The sequence below is a fragment of the Microbacterium sp. ZW T6_19 genome, from assembly GCF_044987465.1.
In the GTDB taxonomy this organism is placed as follows: domain Bacteria; phylum Actinomycetota; class Actinomycetes; order Actinomycetales; family Microbacteriaceae; genus Microbacterium; species Microbacterium natoriense_A.
Genome location: NZ_JBJDRH010000011.1, coordinates 103,973 through 118,156, shown reverse-complemented (window position 1 = coordinate 118,156; position 14,184 = coordinate 103,973). Strand labels below are relative to the sequence as shown.

The 14,184-nt window shown below is 69.3% G+C and carries 14 protein-coding genes; 8 read left to right on the top strand and 6 right to left on the bottom strand.

Annotation, left to right across the window (positions count from 1 at the left end; all coding sequences use genetic code 11):
• Together ACI3KT_RS15925 and ACI3KT_RS15920 are read right to left on the bottom strand one after the other, a co-directional pair.
• The coding region (locus tag ACI3KT_RS15925; protein WP_404905531.1) for a winged helix DNA-binding domain-containing protein at nucleotides 1-828 on the bottom strand (828 nt) is incomplete at its 3' end.
• A gap of 28 nt (nucleotides 829-856) precedes the next feature.
• Complete coding sequence (locus ACI3KT_RS15920) at nucleotides 857-2,299, bottom strand: glyceraldehyde-3-phosphate dehydrogenase (RefSeq protein ID WP_404905530.1); 1,443 nt, start codon at nucleotides 2,297-2,299, stop codon at nucleotides 857-859.
• Nucleotides 2,300-2,495: 196 nt separating this feature from the next.
• Here ACI3KT_RS15920 and ACI3KT_RS15915 point away from each other — a divergent pair, with 196 nt between their 5' ends.
• Both ACI3KT_RS15915 and ACI3KT_RS15910 read left to right on the top strand, forming a co-directional pair.
• Entirely contained in the window at nucleotides 2,496-2,861 is a 366-nt protein-coding gene (locus ACI3KT_RS15915) for a DMT family transporter (RefSeq protein ID WP_404905529.1), read from the top strand.
• Entirely contained in the window at nucleotides 2,858-3,181 is a 324-nt protein-coding gene (locus tag ACI3KT_RS15910) for a DMT family transporter (RefSeq protein ID WP_404905528.1), read from the top strand. The genes ACI3KT_RS15915 and ACI3KT_RS15910 overlap by 4 nt, the downstream gene beginning before the upstream one ends.
• 15 nt (nucleotides 3,182-3,196) lie before the next feature.
• Here the strand turns inward: ACI3KT_RS15910 and ACI3KT_RS15905 are convergent, their stop codons facing one another.
• On the bottom strand, nucleotides 3,197-3,724 hold the full coding sequence (locus ACI3KT_RS15905; RefSeq protein WP_404905527.1) for a hypothetical protein: 528 nt from the start codon (nucleotides 3,722-3,724) through the stop codon (nucleotides 3,197-3,199).
• 66 nt (nucleotides 3,725-3,790) lie between these two features.
• On the opposite strand from ACI3KT_RS15905, the gene ACI3KT_RS15900 reads away from it, so the two are divergent.
• Together ACI3KT_RS15900 and ACI3KT_RS15895 are read left to right on the top strand one after the other, a co-directional pair.
• On the top strand, nucleotides 3,791-4,375 hold the full coding sequence (locus tag ACI3KT_RS15900; protein WP_404905526.1) for a TetR/AcrR family transcriptional regulator: 585 nt from the start codon (nucleotides 3,791-3,793) through the stop codon (nucleotides 4,373-4,375).
• A 258-nt stretch (nucleotides 4,376-4,633) separates the two neighbouring features.
• Nucleotides 4,634-6,610, top strand: a complete 1,977-nt coding sequence (locus ACI3KT_RS15895) for a primary-amine oxidase (RefSeq protein WP_404905525.1) — start codon at nucleotides 4,634-4,636, stop codon at nucleotides 6,608-6,610.
• A gap of 4 nt (nucleotides 6,611-6,614) precedes the next feature.
• Here the strand turns inward: ACI3KT_RS15895 and murQ are convergent, their stop codons facing one another.
• Both murQ and ACI3KT_RS15885 read right to left on the bottom strand, forming a co-directional pair.
• Nucleotides 6,615-7,550, bottom strand: coding sequence for an N-acetylmuramic acid 6-phosphate etherase (murQ, locus tag ACI3KT_RS15890; protein WP_404905524.1), 936 nt, complete (start codon nucleotides 7,548-7,550; stop codon nucleotides 6,615-6,617).
• Nucleotides 7,540-8,439 carry an N-acetylglucosamine kinase gene (locus ACI3KT_RS15885; RefSeq protein ID WP_404905523.1) on the bottom strand — a complete coding sequence of 300 codons (900 nt, stop codon included), beginning with the start codon at nucleotides 8,437-8,439 and terminating at the stop codon, nucleotides 7,540-7,542. Before ACI3KT_RS15885 ends, murQ begins: the two co-directional genes overlap by 11 nt.
• Before the next feature lie 71 nt (nucleotides 8,440-8,510).
• Here ACI3KT_RS15885 and ACI3KT_RS15880 point away from each other — a divergent pair, with 71 nt between their 5' ends.
• Nucleotides 8,511-9,371: a MurR/RpiR family transcriptional regulator gene (locus ACI3KT_RS15880; RefSeq protein ID WP_404905522.1), complete on the top strand. Its 861-nt coding sequence runs from the start codon at nucleotides 8,511-8,513 to the stop codon at nucleotides 9,369-9,371.
• Between the two features lie 114 nt (nucleotides 9,372-9,485).
• Nucleotides 9,486-10,880, top strand: coding sequence for an MFS transporter (locus ACI3KT_RS15875; RefSeq protein ID WP_404905520.1), 1,395 nt, complete (start codon nucleotides 9,486-9,488; stop codon nucleotides 10,878-10,880).
• Nucleotides 10,881-10,882: 2 nt separating this feature from the next.
• On the opposite strand, the gene ACI3KT_RS15870 is transcribed toward ACI3KT_RS15875, so the two are convergent.
• Complete coding sequence (locus ACI3KT_RS15870; RefSeq protein ID WP_404905518.1) at nucleotides 10,883-12,034, bottom strand: DUF998 domain-containing protein; 1,152 nt, start codon at nucleotides 12,032-12,034, stop codon at nucleotides 10,883-10,885.
• A gap of 112 nt (nucleotides 12,035-12,146) precedes the next feature.
• Here ACI3KT_RS15870 and ACI3KT_RS15865 point away from each other — a divergent pair, with 112 nt between their 5' ends.
• Both ACI3KT_RS15865 and ACI3KT_RS15860 read left to right on the top strand, forming a co-directional pair.
• Nucleotides 12,147-13,103, top strand: coding sequence for a helix-turn-helix domain-containing protein (locus ACI3KT_RS15865; protein WP_404905516.1), 957 nt, complete (start codon nucleotides 12,147-12,149; stop codon nucleotides 13,101-13,103).
• A 274-nt stretch (nucleotides 13,104-13,377) separates the two neighbouring features.
• Nucleotides 13,378-14,166, top strand: a complete 789-nt coding sequence (locus tag ACI3KT_RS15860) for a MoaF C-terminal domain-containing protein (RefSeq protein WP_404905514.1) — start codon at nucleotides 13,378-13,380, stop codon at nucleotides 14,164-14,166.
• Nucleotides 14,167-14,184 lie beyond the last annotated feature (18 nt).

Below are 14,184 nucleotides of genomic sequence, written 5' to 3'. Positions count from 1 at the left end.
ATACGAGATGTAGTACTCGTCGAACATCGGCAGAGCGCGCACAACGTCGCCGCCCGACGCGCGCCGAGGGCGCGAAGACGAGACGAAGAGCCCCTCGGACACCTCGTCGACACGCTGCCGGCCGCGTTCGACGGCCTCGCGCGCCACCCCCAGGGTGAGCCCCGACCACCAGGCGAAGTCGGCGGCGCCGGCCGGCCCGTGGCCGTCGATGTAGCGCACGAACATCTCGGCCAGCGGATCGTCGGGAAACGGCGCGTCTCGGATGTGCTCGTCGACGAGGACGAACAGCTGCTCCCGCCCCACGGCGCCGTCGCGCGCGACCACCGGCCCCTGCACGAGCACGGCATCCACGCACAGCGCCCCGATGATGTGCACGCCGCGCTGCGCTGCCGGGTCGATGCCGAGCTCGGCGATGTCGTCGAGCAGCTGGGCCCTGGTGCGCCCGCCATCTGCGAGTTTCGTGCGCAACGTCTGTGCGACGCGGGCCAGGAGCTCCGCGTCGATGCCGAGTTCCCGGTGCCGGCCCGCGACCTGCTGTCGCTGGCGGGCACCGGTCACGGAGAGCACCCAGCGCAGATCGGCGGCGGGGATGATGTGCAGAGTGCCGCGCATGGTCCACGACCGGACGAGTTGCCCGTTCGCGAAGGCGCGGTCGACTGCGGACAGCGTCGGCGATCCGGAGGAGCGGATCCCGAGCGCCCATCTTCCGCCCAGGAACTCCTGGCTCTGCACCGCGAGCATGTGCGCCGCGGCATCTGTCACCGACCGGGCCGGAGCCGTCAGACGATGCGATCGCAGCCGGTCGGAGAGCAGGGCGCTGGGCGTCATGACACCATGATGCCCTGCTCCGCCGACATCAGCCCTCGAGCGTCACCACGCGTCGTGCGGGCAGGACGACCGGGTGCGATCCCGCCATGGTCTCGAGCACGCGGATGACCTGGCAGGAGTAGCCGAACTCGTTGTCGTACCAGACGTAGAGGATGAGGGTGTCCTCGTCGGCGATCGTCGCGAGCCCATCGACGATGCCCGCGCGATGCGAGCCGACGAAGTCTGTCGAGACGACCTCGGGCGACTCCACGTAGTCGATCTGCTGGCGCAGCTTGGAGTGCAACGACACCCGGCGCAGGTAGTCGTTCACCTGCTCCTTGGTCGCAGGACGAGCGATGGTCAGGTGCAGAACGGCGAGCGAGACGTCGGGTGTGGGCACGCGGATCGAGCTTCCGGTGAGCCTGCCCTCGAGCTGGGGCAGCGCCTTGGACACCGCCTTCGCGGCTCCGGTCTCGGTGATGACCATGTTCAGCACGGCCGAGCGGCCACGACGGTCGCCCTTGTGGAAGTTGTCGATGAGGTTCTGGTCGTTCGTGAACGAGTGCACGGTCTCGACGTGACCCTTGACGACGCCGTACGCCTCATCGATCGCGGCGAGCACGGGCGTGATCGCGTTGGTCGTACAGGATGCCGCAGACAGGATGCGGTCGGACGGCTCGATCGTGCCGTGGTTGATGCCGTGCACGATGTTCTTGAGCGGGCTCTTGCCCGGCGCCGTCAGCAGCACACGGGCGACGCCGTTCGCGCGCAGGTGCTGCGAGAGGCCGGCCTCGTCACGCCAGCGTCCGGTGTTGTCGACGACGATCGCATCGTGGATGCCGTGGGCGGCGTAGTCGATCGAGGCGGGGTCGTCGGAGTAGATGACCTGGATGCGCGTGCCGTTCGCGATGATCTGCTCGGCCTGCTCGTCGACGGTGACGGAGCCGGCGAAGCTGCCGTGCACCGAGTCGCGCTGCAGCAGCGAGGCGCGCTTGACGAGGTCGTTCTCCGAGCCGCGGCGAACGACGATGGCGCGCAGGCGCAGACCGCTGCCGCCACCAGTGTGGGCGATGAGGATGCGGGCGAGCAGACGCCCGATGCGACCGAAACCGTAGAGCACGACGTCGGTGGGGTCGGCTGCGACGGCACCGGACGCCGGGGCGAGCGCCTCGGCGAGGTACTCCTCGAGCGCGCCGATGCCGCGTCCTTCGACGAGCCGGGCGACGTCGATGGATGCCGCCCCGGGCGCGAGAGCGTGCACGGCCTCGAGTACTGCGAGCGTGTCCTCGAGCGCCAGCGGAGCGTGCCCCAGCCGCGCGACGCGGTCGTGCACCTCGACGATGCCGGTCGCCGACAGCCCGAGCAGGCGGTGCCCGTGCAGCGAGGTGATCACATCGCGTTCCCGTCGGAGGGAGCCGATGAGCGGGATCATCCGCTCGGCCAGTTCCTCGCGTGCCAGCCAGTCGTCGCCGTGTACGTCGGTCATCTGCATCCTTGCATCTGTGAGCGCGCGCCGAAGAGTGACCGGCGCGCGGAATCGCCGGGTGGAGCATCGGGGGTGCTCTCAGGGTACGCGCGGTCGGCACGGGGCGACGAATCCTCTCGCGCTGCGGAATAGTCGATCGGCTCGACGGGGAATCAGGAGAGCATCCCTCAGGTTCACATCACGAGACGCAGAAAGGCGATCGATGACACGCACCCGCCCCTCGGCTTGGCTGCCGCTCCTGACCGCGATCGCCCTCGAAGTCACCGCCACCTTGTCGCTGCGCGCAGCCGAGGGCTTCACGCACCCGCTCTGGCTCATCGCGGTCGTGATCGGCTATTCCGGATCCCTCTGGCTGCTCTCGGTCGTCCTCGACCGCGGGATGCCGGTGGGCGTCGCCTACGGCATCTGGTCGGCCATCGGCGTGGTGCTGACCGCCGTGATGGGAGCCGTGCTTTTCGGCGAGCTGCTCGGCGCGGTGCAGATCGTCGGCATCGCGGTGATCGTCGTCGGGGTGCTCCTCGTCGAACTCGGCTCGCGTGCAGGTCACACGAAGGAGGCGACGTCGTGACCTGGGCTCTGCTCGCTCTGGCGATCGCGAGCGAGGTCACGGCGACCCTGAGCCTGCGGGCATCCGAGGGGCTGCGTCGCAAGCGCTGGATTCCCGTGATCGTGGTCGGCTACCTGGCAGCCTTCACCCTGCTCGGCGCCATCCTCGCGATGGGAATGCCGGTCGGCGTCGCCTACGGCGTGTGGGCCGCCGCTGGAGTCGCGATCACAGCGGTCCTCGGCCGAGTGATCTTCAAAGACCACTTCTCGCTCGTGATGGCCGCGGGCGTCGCGTTGATCGCCGTCGGCGTCGGGCTGATCGAGTTCGGCGGGGCGCACTGATCAGCGACCGGCGGATCAGGCGGCGGCGTGCATCATCGCCATGCCGGCGGCCATCGCCCACGACTCCAGAGCGAGCAACCGACCGACGCGACCGCGATGAACAGGTTCCATGAACCACTGCGTCACCACGGTCCAGACGACGATCCCGACGACGCCGACGGCTCCGAGCACGGCGAGGACTCCCGTGAGCCCGTGCCCGGCATGCGCCGTCGGCGCTGAGGCGGTCCCACCGGATGCGCCCTGGAAGACGCAGACCGCCATGACCAGAGAACCGACTGCTCGATGGCAGCAGGTCGCGGCCGCGGTCGTCCCGCGCACCCCCGCCGTCCCCAGCATCGCCGAGACGAGAAGAGCCGCCCCGAGGAGCAACCCGATCCCGGCAGGGACCTCGCCTGCGGCGAGGGCCAGCATGGCTGCCGCTGATGCGAGCGCGGATTGCCGCCCCTGCCACGGCACCGCACGCCACGCCGCGACGCAGGCGGCGGCCGAGACGAGTGCCGCCCCCGCCGTCAGCCAGTGCGCCGCAGCCAGTGCGTGATCCACGCCTGAATTATATTGATCATTTGCTCAAAATAGCCACACTCTTCTCGGATGGGGCAGGATGGGCATGTGCCCCGCGTCGTCGATCACGATGAGCGCCGCCGGCAGATCGCCGAGGCGCTGCTCGCCGTCGCCGCGCGGGACGGCCACGAGAACGTGTCGTCGCGCGCCGTCGCGAAGGAGCTCGGCGTCGCCACCGGATCGCTCTGGCATTATTTCGACGGATTCGACGAGGTCATCCGCGCCGCGGCCGCCGAGGTGACCCGCAGCACCGACGAACGCATCACGATCGCCACGGCCGGCCTCAGAGGCCTCGCCCGCCTCGATGCGCTCATGCGCGAAGTACTGCCGGTCGACGACCGCACCCGCGCAGAAGCGCGTGTCGTCGTCGGGTTCTGGGGCCGCCTCGCCACACTCGCATCAGCACCCGACGCCGCGGCGCCGACGCTCGCGACCTGGCAGAGCGGAATCCGCAGCGCGCTCGACGAAGCGGTCGCCGACGGCGAACTCGCACCGGGCACCCCGACCGAGGCCGTGATGGCCCTGCTCCGCTCGATCACCTATGGCCAGCAGGTCGTCGAAGTGACCGAGCCGCAGGATGCCGCCGCCCACATCGCGGTGCTCGACAGCATCCTCGCCCCCTGGCGCTCCTGACCGGCACGAACGCACTCCCCCGCATCCGCACGCAGCCCCCTCCCCGCGCGGCGGCGCGTTGGAAAAGTCGGACGGCCCGCGCGGCACGCCGTCGGCGGATGCCGCGAGGCGGCGCGGCGAGCAGCGACTCCGACGTTTCGCACGGCGCAGCCCGGCGGACAGCCGGATCACCGCGGGGCTTGTGCACGCCCGCAACCCCGGCGTAGCATCATCGCAACCCGTTTATTGAGCATTCGCTCGAAATAGTGAGGTAGGCCGATGTCCCACCAGCCCGTCACCATCGAGAAGTTCGCCGTCCCCCACCCGCTCGATCCGCTCACCGGAGCCGAGATCGCCGCAGCCCGCGCCGTGCTCGACGCGGCAGGCCTCCTGGGCGAGACCGTCCGGGTGCCGATGCTCCTTCCGGATGAGCCCACCAAGGCCGAACTCGCCGGTTGGACGCCTGGCGCACCGATCGATCGACGAGTCGACGCGACCCTGCTCGACATCGCCACAGGCGTCGCCACCGAGGTCGTCGTCTCGATCACGCGCGGCGAGGTCGTGCGGGCCGAGCGGGTCCCGAACGACGCCCCGCCGTACGGGCAGCCGCAGTACCTCTTCGAGGAGTACGAGCGCGCCGAAGTCATCGCGAAGGCGTCGCCGGAGTGGCAGGCCGCGATGACGCGCCGCGGTCTCGCCGATCACATCGACCTCGCATTCTGCGGCCCGCTCGCGCCGGGCTACACGGGCCGCGCCGACGAGGTCGGGCGCCGCGTCATCCGCTCGCTGACCTTCCTACGATACGACGAGGACGACTCGCCCTGGGCTCACCCCGTCGAAGGCCTGATCGTGCACATCGATCTCACCTCGAACAGCGTCATCCGCGTCGAGGATGTGGGCGACGTCCCCGTTCCCGCCGGTCACGGCAACTACTATCCCGAGGTGCAGGGTGAGGCGCGCACCACCCTCAAGCCCATCGAGATCAGCCAGCCCGAAGGACCGAGCTTCGCGGTGAGCGGTTCGCTGGTCGAGTGGGAGAACTGGGCGATGCGGGTGAGCTTCAACGCGCGCGAGGGCCTCGTGCTCCATGACGTGACCTTCGACGGCCGCTCGGTGCTCAGCCGCGCCAGCGTACCCGAGATGGTCGTGCCTTACGGCGACACCGCCCCTGGTCGCTTCTGGATCAGCTACTTCGACGCCGGCGAGTACCTTCTCGGCAAGAACGCCAACCACCTCGAGCTCGGCTGCGACTGCCTCGGTGTGATCCGCTACCTCGACGGCTACGTCGCCGACGACCACGGACATCCCGTGCGCATCCCGAACGTCGTCTGCATGCACGAGGAGGACTACGGCATCCTCTGGAAGCACACGAACCTCGATGGCCGCTCGGATGTGCGCCGCTCGCGCCGCTTCGTCGTCTCGTACTTCTCGACGATCGGCAACTACGACTACGGCTTCTACTGGCACTTCTACCTCGACGGATCCATCGAGGTCGTGGCGAAGGCCACGGGCATCGTGTTCGTCGGGGCGGGTGAGCCGGGCGTGCCTCAGAGACACGCCACCGAGCTCGCCCCCGGCGTGTTCGCCCCGGTGCACCAGCACCTGTTCAGCGCGCGCCTCGACGTCGCGATCGACGGCGAAGACAACCGTCTGGTCGAGATCGACGCGCAGCGCGTGCCGATGGGTCCGGAGAACCCCTTCGGCAACGCCTTCAGTTGGTCGGAGACGCCGCTGACCACTGAGAAGCAGGCGCAGCGAGACGCCGACACCTCGGTCGCCCGGGTGTGGGAGGTGCAGAGCGCATCGCGCACGAACGCGGTCGGACGGCCCACCGCGTATCACCTGATTCCTGAGCCCACCGCGCTCCTGATGGCGGATCCGGCGTCATCCGTGGCCGCTAGAGCCGCGTTCGCGACCAGGCACCTGTGGGCGACCCAGCACGAGCCGGGGCAGATCTGGCCGGCCGGACGCTACCCGAACGCGCATCAGGGAGGTGCGGGCCTGCCCGAGTACGCGTCCGGTGACCGGTCGCTGGACGGGGAGGACATCGTGCTCTGGCACACGTTCGGCCTCACGCACTTCCCTCGCCCCGAGGACTGGCCGATCATGCCCGTCGACTACGCAGGCTTCTGGCTCAAGCCCTACGGCTTCCTCGATCAGAACCCGGCGATGGACGTGCCGGAGTCGTCCCAGGCGCACGGCGAAGCGGATGGCGGATGCTGCGGCGGGGGCGCCGCCTGCACCTGCGGGCACTGAGTCGTCAGGCGAGCGAGGCTATCGCCTCACGCAGGATGCCATCGGCGGCGGCCAGTGCGGATGCCGCCGCGTCCGCATCCGCTCCGGTGGCGAGCATCAGCAGCGCGAGCTTGACCGAGCCGTCGGCTGCGGCGAGAGCGTCCGACGCCTCCTCTGTGCCGACGCCCGCGAGCTGAGACACGGTGCGGATCGACCGCGCCCGCAGCTTCTCGTTTGTCGCGACCAGGTCGACCATGACACCGCGGTACGTCTTGCCCAGCTTGATCATCGACAGCGTCGTGAGCATGTTCACGACGAGCTTCTGCGCTGTCCCGGACTTCAGCCGAGTGGAGCCCGAGATGAACTCGGGGCCCGTGGTCACCTCGATCGCGACCTCGGCCTCTGCACCGATCGCCGAGTGATCGTTCGAGGCGATGGCGACGGTGAGCGCGCCGGTACGGCGCGCGTAGCGCAGGCCGCCCACGACGTACGGGGTGCGACCCGACGCGGAGATCCCGACGACCACGTCGCGTTCAGCGAGGTCGAGGTCGCGCAACGACCTCTCGGCGGCGTCCGCGTCATCCTCCGCGTTCTCGACTGCGGACCGGATCGCCGTCTCACCTCCGGCGATGAGCCCCACCACCATCGAGGGGTCGGTGCCGAAGGTCGGCGGGCACTCACTCGCATCGAGCACGCCCACCCGACCGGCGGTGCCGGCGCCGATGTAGATGAGGCGGCCCCCTCGGCGGAACCGGGCGGTGATGCCGTCGACCGCGGCGGCGATCTCGGCGGCCCGGGCGGCCACGGCGTCGGGCACCCCGCGGTCCTCGGCATTCATCGCGCGCACGAGGTCGACGGTTTCGAGCAGATCGAGATCTCCGCGTTCGGTCGTCGAATCCTCGGTGCTGAGGCGCGAGAGCTCGTCGAGCAGTTCGGTCAGGCGGAGATCGTCATTCGGCACGGTGCGCGAACCTTTCGTGGGGAAGATCAGTGCGGCGGGAGAGCAGGAGCGCGCCGTCGAGGGCGTCGCCCGCCGCGGGCACGACGGTCCGTCCCGCTGTCACGAGCGATGCGCCGAGCTTCGCGCGGAACCAGGGGTGATCCATGAGGCCGCCGTGCACAGCCACCGCGACGGAAGACGAGGCGGCCGCGGCCGACGCCGTCAACAGCCGCACGGCCTCATCGGCGATGCCGCGGGCGACGACGTCACCGTCTTCCGCGGCATCGAGCACAGACGGCGCCAGAGTGGCGAGGCGGCGTGCGAGAGGCTCGTCGCGGGCGATCCACGAGGGGATGACGGATGCCGCGCCCACACGTTCCGTGACGACGCGCGTCAGCGCGGTCTCGGGGCCGAGACCGACGTCTGCGCGGACGACCGCACGCAGCATCTCGCGACCGAGCCACGAGCCGCTGCCGAAGTCGCCGAGATCGGGCCCCCACCCGTCGACGAGGCGCGCGCCGCCGGCGTCGACGCCGAGCGCCGCAGCCCCCGTTCCGGCGATCAGCAGAGTCCCCGCCTCCCCGCCCAGCGCGCCGAGGTGCGCGGTCACGACGTCAGAGGCGACGACGACGGAGGCGCCCGTGCGTGCGGCCAGACGGCGAGCGAGCATGCCCGCCTCTTCTGGCGCGACCCACGCCCCCGCGGCGCCGACGCCCAGATGCGCAAGAGTCGCGTCGACATGCCTGAGCAATGCGTCGATCGCCGCGACGGCGGCGTCGACGCCCTGCGAGGAGGCGAGCCCTGGAGCGCCGTCACCGTCGATTCGGATTCTCTCGTCGCCGTCGGTCAGCAGAAGGCGGCAGCGCGTCTTGCCGAGATCGATGGCCGCGGAAGGAACGGACGAGGTCATGAAAATACTCTACGTGAATCGTGTATTGCATGAAACAATTGTTCAGACACGAATCAAGACGGAAGACAGGCATGAGCATCCAGACCACCATCGCGACAGCCGTCGAGACCCTGCCGCCGACTCTGGCGCGCATCGCCCGCACCGTGAGGGACAACCCTTCGATCGTCGTCGACTGCACGATCAACGAACTGGCAGCGGCGTGCGACACGTCCGTGGCTTCCGTCGTGCGGTTCTGCCGGGCGATCGGGGCCGGCGGATACGCGGCGCTGCGCGTCTCGCTCGCCACCGAGCTCGGGCGCGAGTCCGTGCAGTTCAAGGAGCCGCGCGGATTCGGCTCCGAGATCTCCGCGGGCGACTCCCTGCGCGAGGCGACATCGAAGATCGCCGCACTCGAGCTGCTCGCGATCGAGGAGACGATCGGCAACCTCGACTACGACGTGCTCGAATCCGCGATCGACGCGATCGACGCCTCCGAACGGCTGCTGCTGTTCGGGATCGGCGCGAGCCGTCTCGCCGCCGACGATCTCGGCCACAAGCTGCTGCGCATCGGACGATCCGCGATCGTGCTCTCGGACGCTCACGAGGCGAGCGCCGCCGCCGCCCTCACGGCGACGAGGTCGGTGGCGATCGGCTTCTCCCACTCGGGCACCGCGCTCGAGACCCTGCGCTTCCTGCAGACGGCTCGAGCCACCGGCACCGCGACGATCGCCATCGCGGGAGCGGCCGACTCCCCCATCGCCCGAGAAGCCGAACACATCCTGCTCACGCATGCCAGGGAGTCACGCTTCCGCGCCGGCGCCATGGTCAGCCGGATCGCTCAGCTCGCCCTCGTCGACGCGCTCTTCATCGGAGTCGCCCAGCGTCGGCACGCACACTCCGTGCATGCGCTGCAGCGCACCGCCGACGCCACTCGGCCGCTGCGCGTGGAGTGATTCCGACGGCGCCGATCGAGATCATTCCCGCATTCGGGAATACCCCCTGGGGGTATTAGCTTCACCTCTTCGAGGGACGCCGGCCGTCGGCGTCCACGATGGAGAGGATTTCCTGTGTCAACGACTCAGAGCGCTGGAGCCGACACGCTCCGGCACGCACCGCACCGTGGATTGGGGCTGGTGCTCATCGCAGCCGCCCAGTTCGTCGTCATCATGGACACCTCGATCATCGGCGTCGCTCTGAGCGACATCGCCCGAGATGTCGGCTTCACGTCCGAGAGCCTGTCGTGGGTGTTCAACGCCTACGTCGTGGCGTTCGGCGGCCTGCTGCTGCTCGGCGGCCGACTCTCCGATCTCCTCGGGGCACGACGCGTCTTCACGATCGGATGGGCCGTTCTGATCCTCGGCTCCCTGGCCGCCGGCGCCGCCGGTGATGCCTGGGTCGAGATCGCCGCCCGGGCTGTACAGGGAGCGGGCGCGGCGCTGATCGCTCCCGCCGCGCTGTCCCTCCTGATGGCGCTGTTCGGTGGAACGCCCCAGCTTCCCCGCGCCTTCGCCGTCTATGGCGCGGCCGCACCGATCGGCGGAACCGCGGGAGTCTTCCTCGGCGGTGTTCTCACCGAGTACATCGGCTGGCCATGGGTGTTCTACGTCACTGTGCCGATCGCGGTCGTGATCCTCGCTCTCACGCCGATGGCGTTCCCCGCCGGGGCCCGCAGCTCCGGACGCGTCGACCTGACCGGCGCGTTCACGGGCACCGCGGGTCTGGCACTCACGGTGTACGGCATCGTCCGCGCCCCCGAAGCCGGCTGGGTCAGCGTCGAGGCGATCGGCGCACTGGCAGCAGGACTGCTGCTGCTCGGCCTCTTCGTCGCGCGACAGACTCGTGCGGCGCAGCCGTTGCTTCGCCTGGGGATGTTGCGTCTGCCCAACCTCGCCGGCGCCAACATCGCCCAGCTGCTGCTGGGAGCCGCGTGGATTCCGATGTGGTTCTTCCTGAATCTGTATCTGCAGAAGTCCCTGGGCGCCTCGGCCTTCGCCGCCGGTGCCGCACTGGTGCCGATGACCGTTCTGATCGTGATCGGGATGACTCTCGTCTCCCCGCGTCTCGCATCGACGCTGACGACGCGCACCATGGTCGTGTCCGGATTCGCCCTGCTCGGCGCCGGTGTGGCGTGGTTGGCCTTCGCGCCGGAGGACGGCGTGTACGTCCTGCACGTGCTGCCGGCCTCGCTGGTCGCCGCTTCCGGCATGGCACTCGCCTTCGTCCCGTCTCTGAGCACGGCGATCGCCAGCGCACCGCCCGACGAAGCCGGCGTCGCATCGGGCCTGGTGAACACGAGCTATCAGATCGGCTCGGCCGTCGGACTGGCCGTCCTCACCGCGGTGAGCGCAGGTGCGAGCACCAGCGCGGCAGATGGCTACAGCGCGGCCTTCCTCGGCGCGGCCGCGATCGCCGCGGCAGGACTCCTGACGGCCCTGTTCACGCTCAGAGCGCGTCGGGGCTGAGTTCAGCCTGCGAGCAGATCGGGCGACCCGGCCCGCGCCCGATCCGTTCGGGCCGAGGCCGGGTCGCCTCGGGAGCCCCCGGTCACCGAGCCCGCTGTGCGGAGGAACACGATGATCCAGCTGAAGATCAGCACTGCTGCGATCAGCTCGACCGCGGTGAGGTTGTAGTACCCCACGGCGAAGAAGACGCCGAGCATGACGATCACGAGAACGTACGCCCAGCCGAACAGGACGAACACGCGGGGTATCGACCTCAGGAACCACGGCAACCCCACCACGACGATGGCGAACACCACGGTCATCCCGGTCGCCACGGTGTTGTGCACCAGGAAGAACTCGTCGACGGGGAAGACTCCGACGCACGCCAGGAAGACGCCCATCAGGATGAGGCCTCCGCGCACGATGAAGCGTCCGCGACGGGCCCCGTCTTCGTCGACGGGGAGCCCCGCGGTGGCGTAGCGGGAGATCGTGGTGATCATCACTCCCGCGATGACCAGTGTGGCGTTGAAGGCGATCGACGCGCTGTTCGTGCTCATGCCGAGCGCGGACAGGTTGTTGCGCCACCAGTCGGGATCGCTCGAGGCGAGCATCGCGGCGAAGGCGCCGACCACGAGGAACACCGCGAGCACGAGGGAGAGCACCATCGGGGTGAGAGCGACCGCGCTGAGGAAGGCCACGTACGCCGTGAGCGCGAAAGCGACGCTCACGAGGATCGCCCCGGGAAAAGGGAAGACCGGCGCCCCGATGAAGCTGCGCTCGAGAAGCTCAGCGACGCCGAGCCAGCCAAGATAGGCGATCGCCGCGTGCGCGAAGGCGATCGCGGCGAGGTCGTACCAGCGCAGCCGGTCACCCGGCACGCTGAACCCGTCGCGCACGGCGTCCTCACGGATCTCCTCCGGGCGCACGGCGAGGCGCCCGAGGACGAACGCGAGCACCGCCGTGATCGCACCGCCGTAGGAGGCGAAGCTGCCGATCGATCCCGTGCCGCTGATCGTGAGCTCGTGCCCGAAGAACACAGGGAAGGCGATCGCGAAGCCGAGAACGAGGAACACCGCCCCCACGATCAGGGCCGTCGCCTCGAACACCGAGTCCGATGTGTCGGGTCCGCGCAGCTGGCGCAGCACCTGCATGACCCTGTCGCCGACCGTCTTCATGCGCACCTCCGCTCCACATCCTAGAAGTCGTGCCGGCGTGGCACGGTCGGTGATAGCATCACGGAACGGATCGTATACAACGTCGTCGTTCCACCACCCGAGGTGATCTTTCATGAACGGTGCACCCATGGCCTCCGCCGAATCGGTGTCGACTCTCATCGCGCGCAACATCAGCGATTTCCGCGCCGCGGTGTCGGAGTCGTTCGTCCCCCTCCAGGTGTCCAGCAGCGGACCCGACCATTTCCGCGGCATGATCCGCGCAGCATCCGTCGACGAGGTCCACGTCACCGACCTGCGCGCGACCTCCCACGTCGTCGAGCGCACGCCCGAGCTCATCGCCCGAGGCGACCGCTCGTTCTTCAAGGTGAGCCTGATGCTCGCCGGAACCGGCATGCTCATCCAGGACGACCGCGAGGCGGTGCTGCGCCCGGGCGATCTCGCGGTGTACGACACCGATCGCCCGTATTCCCTGGTGTTCGACGAGGACTTCCGCACCATGGTCGTGATGTTCCCGAAGCACCTGATCAGCCTGCCTCCTGAGATGATCGGCCAGCTCACCGCCGTACGGATCTCAGGGCAGGAGGGGCTGGGGAGCATGGTGGTTCCCTACCTGACGCAACTGGCCGGCAACCTCGATCAGCTCGCAGGCACGACCGGGGCGCGCCTCGCCCACAGCGCCCTCGATCTGGTCTCGACGGTCTTCACCCGCGAGCTCGGACTCGATGAGGTGTCCGCCGACCCTCATCGCGCCCTGGTGCAGCGCATCCGCTCCTACATCGAGCGCAATCTCGCGTCGACTGACCTCGGCCCCGCGTCGATCGCGTCGGCGCACTACATCTCGACCCGCCATCTGCACGGCCTGTTCCAGGAGCAGGGCGTCACGGTGTCCACGTGGATCCGCACACGCCGCCTCGAGCAGTGCCGCCGCGACCTGCTCGACCCGATGCTGGCCGATCGCCCGGTCGCCGCGATCGCCGCACGGTGGGGCTTCGTGGATGCCGCGCACTTCAGCCGCGCGTTCAAGACCACCTTCGGCGTATCCCCCAGCGAGTACCGCACCGCGCACTGACGCCCCCGGCTTCCGCTCCGCCACCCGGATCCGGACACGCCACCACGATCCCGACGTCCACTCGACGGTGGCGCGCAGCGTCGATGGTGGCACGCGCGGGGACTTTGCTCTCCAGCCGACTTGCCCCGGAGGGCACGCCGTTTGACTCTCGGCGCGCGATGGTCGCGCACGCCTTGAGCGGATGCCCCTCTCGGATCGAGCATGAGGCAAGCGCATCGCGAAGCCGCGGTGCCCGGAGCGACGACGCTCCGCCGCGTGCGACGTCAGGACACCCATGGCCGACACCTCCACCGACCCGGCGCTCGATGAGTGGCGCACCTACGACGAGTTCGCCGCCGGAATCGACGCGTTCCGCCTGCCGAACACGACCCTCGCCGGCACGGCTCTCACGCTGACACTCGACGACGGCTCGATCCTCGCGCTCTCCTTCGATTCCGTGGCCGTCACCTGGACCGGATTCGAGGCGGCCGGAACCGACCCCTACGATGCGGTCGCCGTGCGAGATGACGTCGTGTTCGTAAACATCCCTCTCGAGAGCCGTGAACGCGAATCGATCACCGTCGCCTACTCGACCACGACCCACCGCGCGACCGTGGTCCGCTCCCGTATCGCCGCCGAGGCGGTGGAGGGCGTTCCGCAGGTCGGTCAGGACTTCTGGGCCGCGACCACCGACCGTGGTCCGGCGACGGGCGAGGTTCCGGGGCCGAGCCGCGATCTCATCGGCAAGCGCAACGTGTACCGCTACAGCCCGCACCATCTCTACGAGCACGTCTACGTCTCCAGCCTTCGCTACGCGTGGCAGTGCCTGGAGGGAGTGCAGCGCGGTCACGGCGACATGGACCTGTCGACCGTGTGGAAGTTCGCCGACGGCCTGTACCTCTTCTGCTTCCGCGAGTTCCGCATCGCTGTCGCCAGCGTCTGGCTGCACGACCTCGGCTATCAGCTCATGACCACGGGGATCTTCCTCGGCCTCAACGGCGACGGCGACGCCGAGCACTCCCGCGCGGGAGGCCACATCTACCCGCTCGGCTCCGTCTCCTACCCCGACGCCCAGCCGGTGTGACCCCTTCCACAGGCTCAG

What these genes read in the sequence shown, in the direction of transcription:
- ACI3KT_RS15920 (WP_404905530.1), bottom strand. Translation starts at nt 2,299, where the DNA reads ATGCAGATGACCGACGTACACGGCGACGACTGGCTGGCACGCGAGGAA.
- ACI3KT_RS15915 (WP_404905529.1), top strand. Translation starts at nt 2,496, where the DNA reads ATGACACGCACCCGCCCCTCGGCTTGGCTGCCGCTCCTGACCGCGATC.
- ACI3KT_RS15895 (WP_404905525.1), top strand. Translation starts at nt 4,634, where the DNA reads ATGTCCCACCAGCCCGTCACCATCGAGAAGTTCGCCGTCCCCCACCCG.
- ACI3KT_RS15885 (WP_404905523.1), bottom strand. Translation starts at nt 8,439, where the DNA reads ATGACCTCGTCCGTTCCTTCCGCGGCCATCGATCTCGGCAAGACGCGC.
- ACI3KT_RS15880 (WP_404905522.1), top strand. Translation starts at nt 8,511, where the DNA reads ATGAGCATCCAGACCACCATCGCGACAGCCGTCGAGACCCTGCCGCCG.
- ACI3KT_RS15870 (WP_404905518.1), bottom strand. Translation starts at nt 12,034, where the DNA reads ATGAAGACGGTCGGCGACAGGGTCATGCAGGTGCTGCGCCAGCTGCGC.
- ACI3KT_RS15865 (WP_404905516.1), top strand. Translation starts at nt 12,147, where the DNA reads ATGAACGGTGCACCCATGGCCTCCGCCGAATCGGTGTCGACTCTCATC.
- ACI3KT_RS15860 (WP_404905514.1), top strand. Translation starts at nt 13,378, where the DNA reads ATGGCCGACACCTCCACCGACCCGGCGCTCGATGAGTGGCGCACCTAC.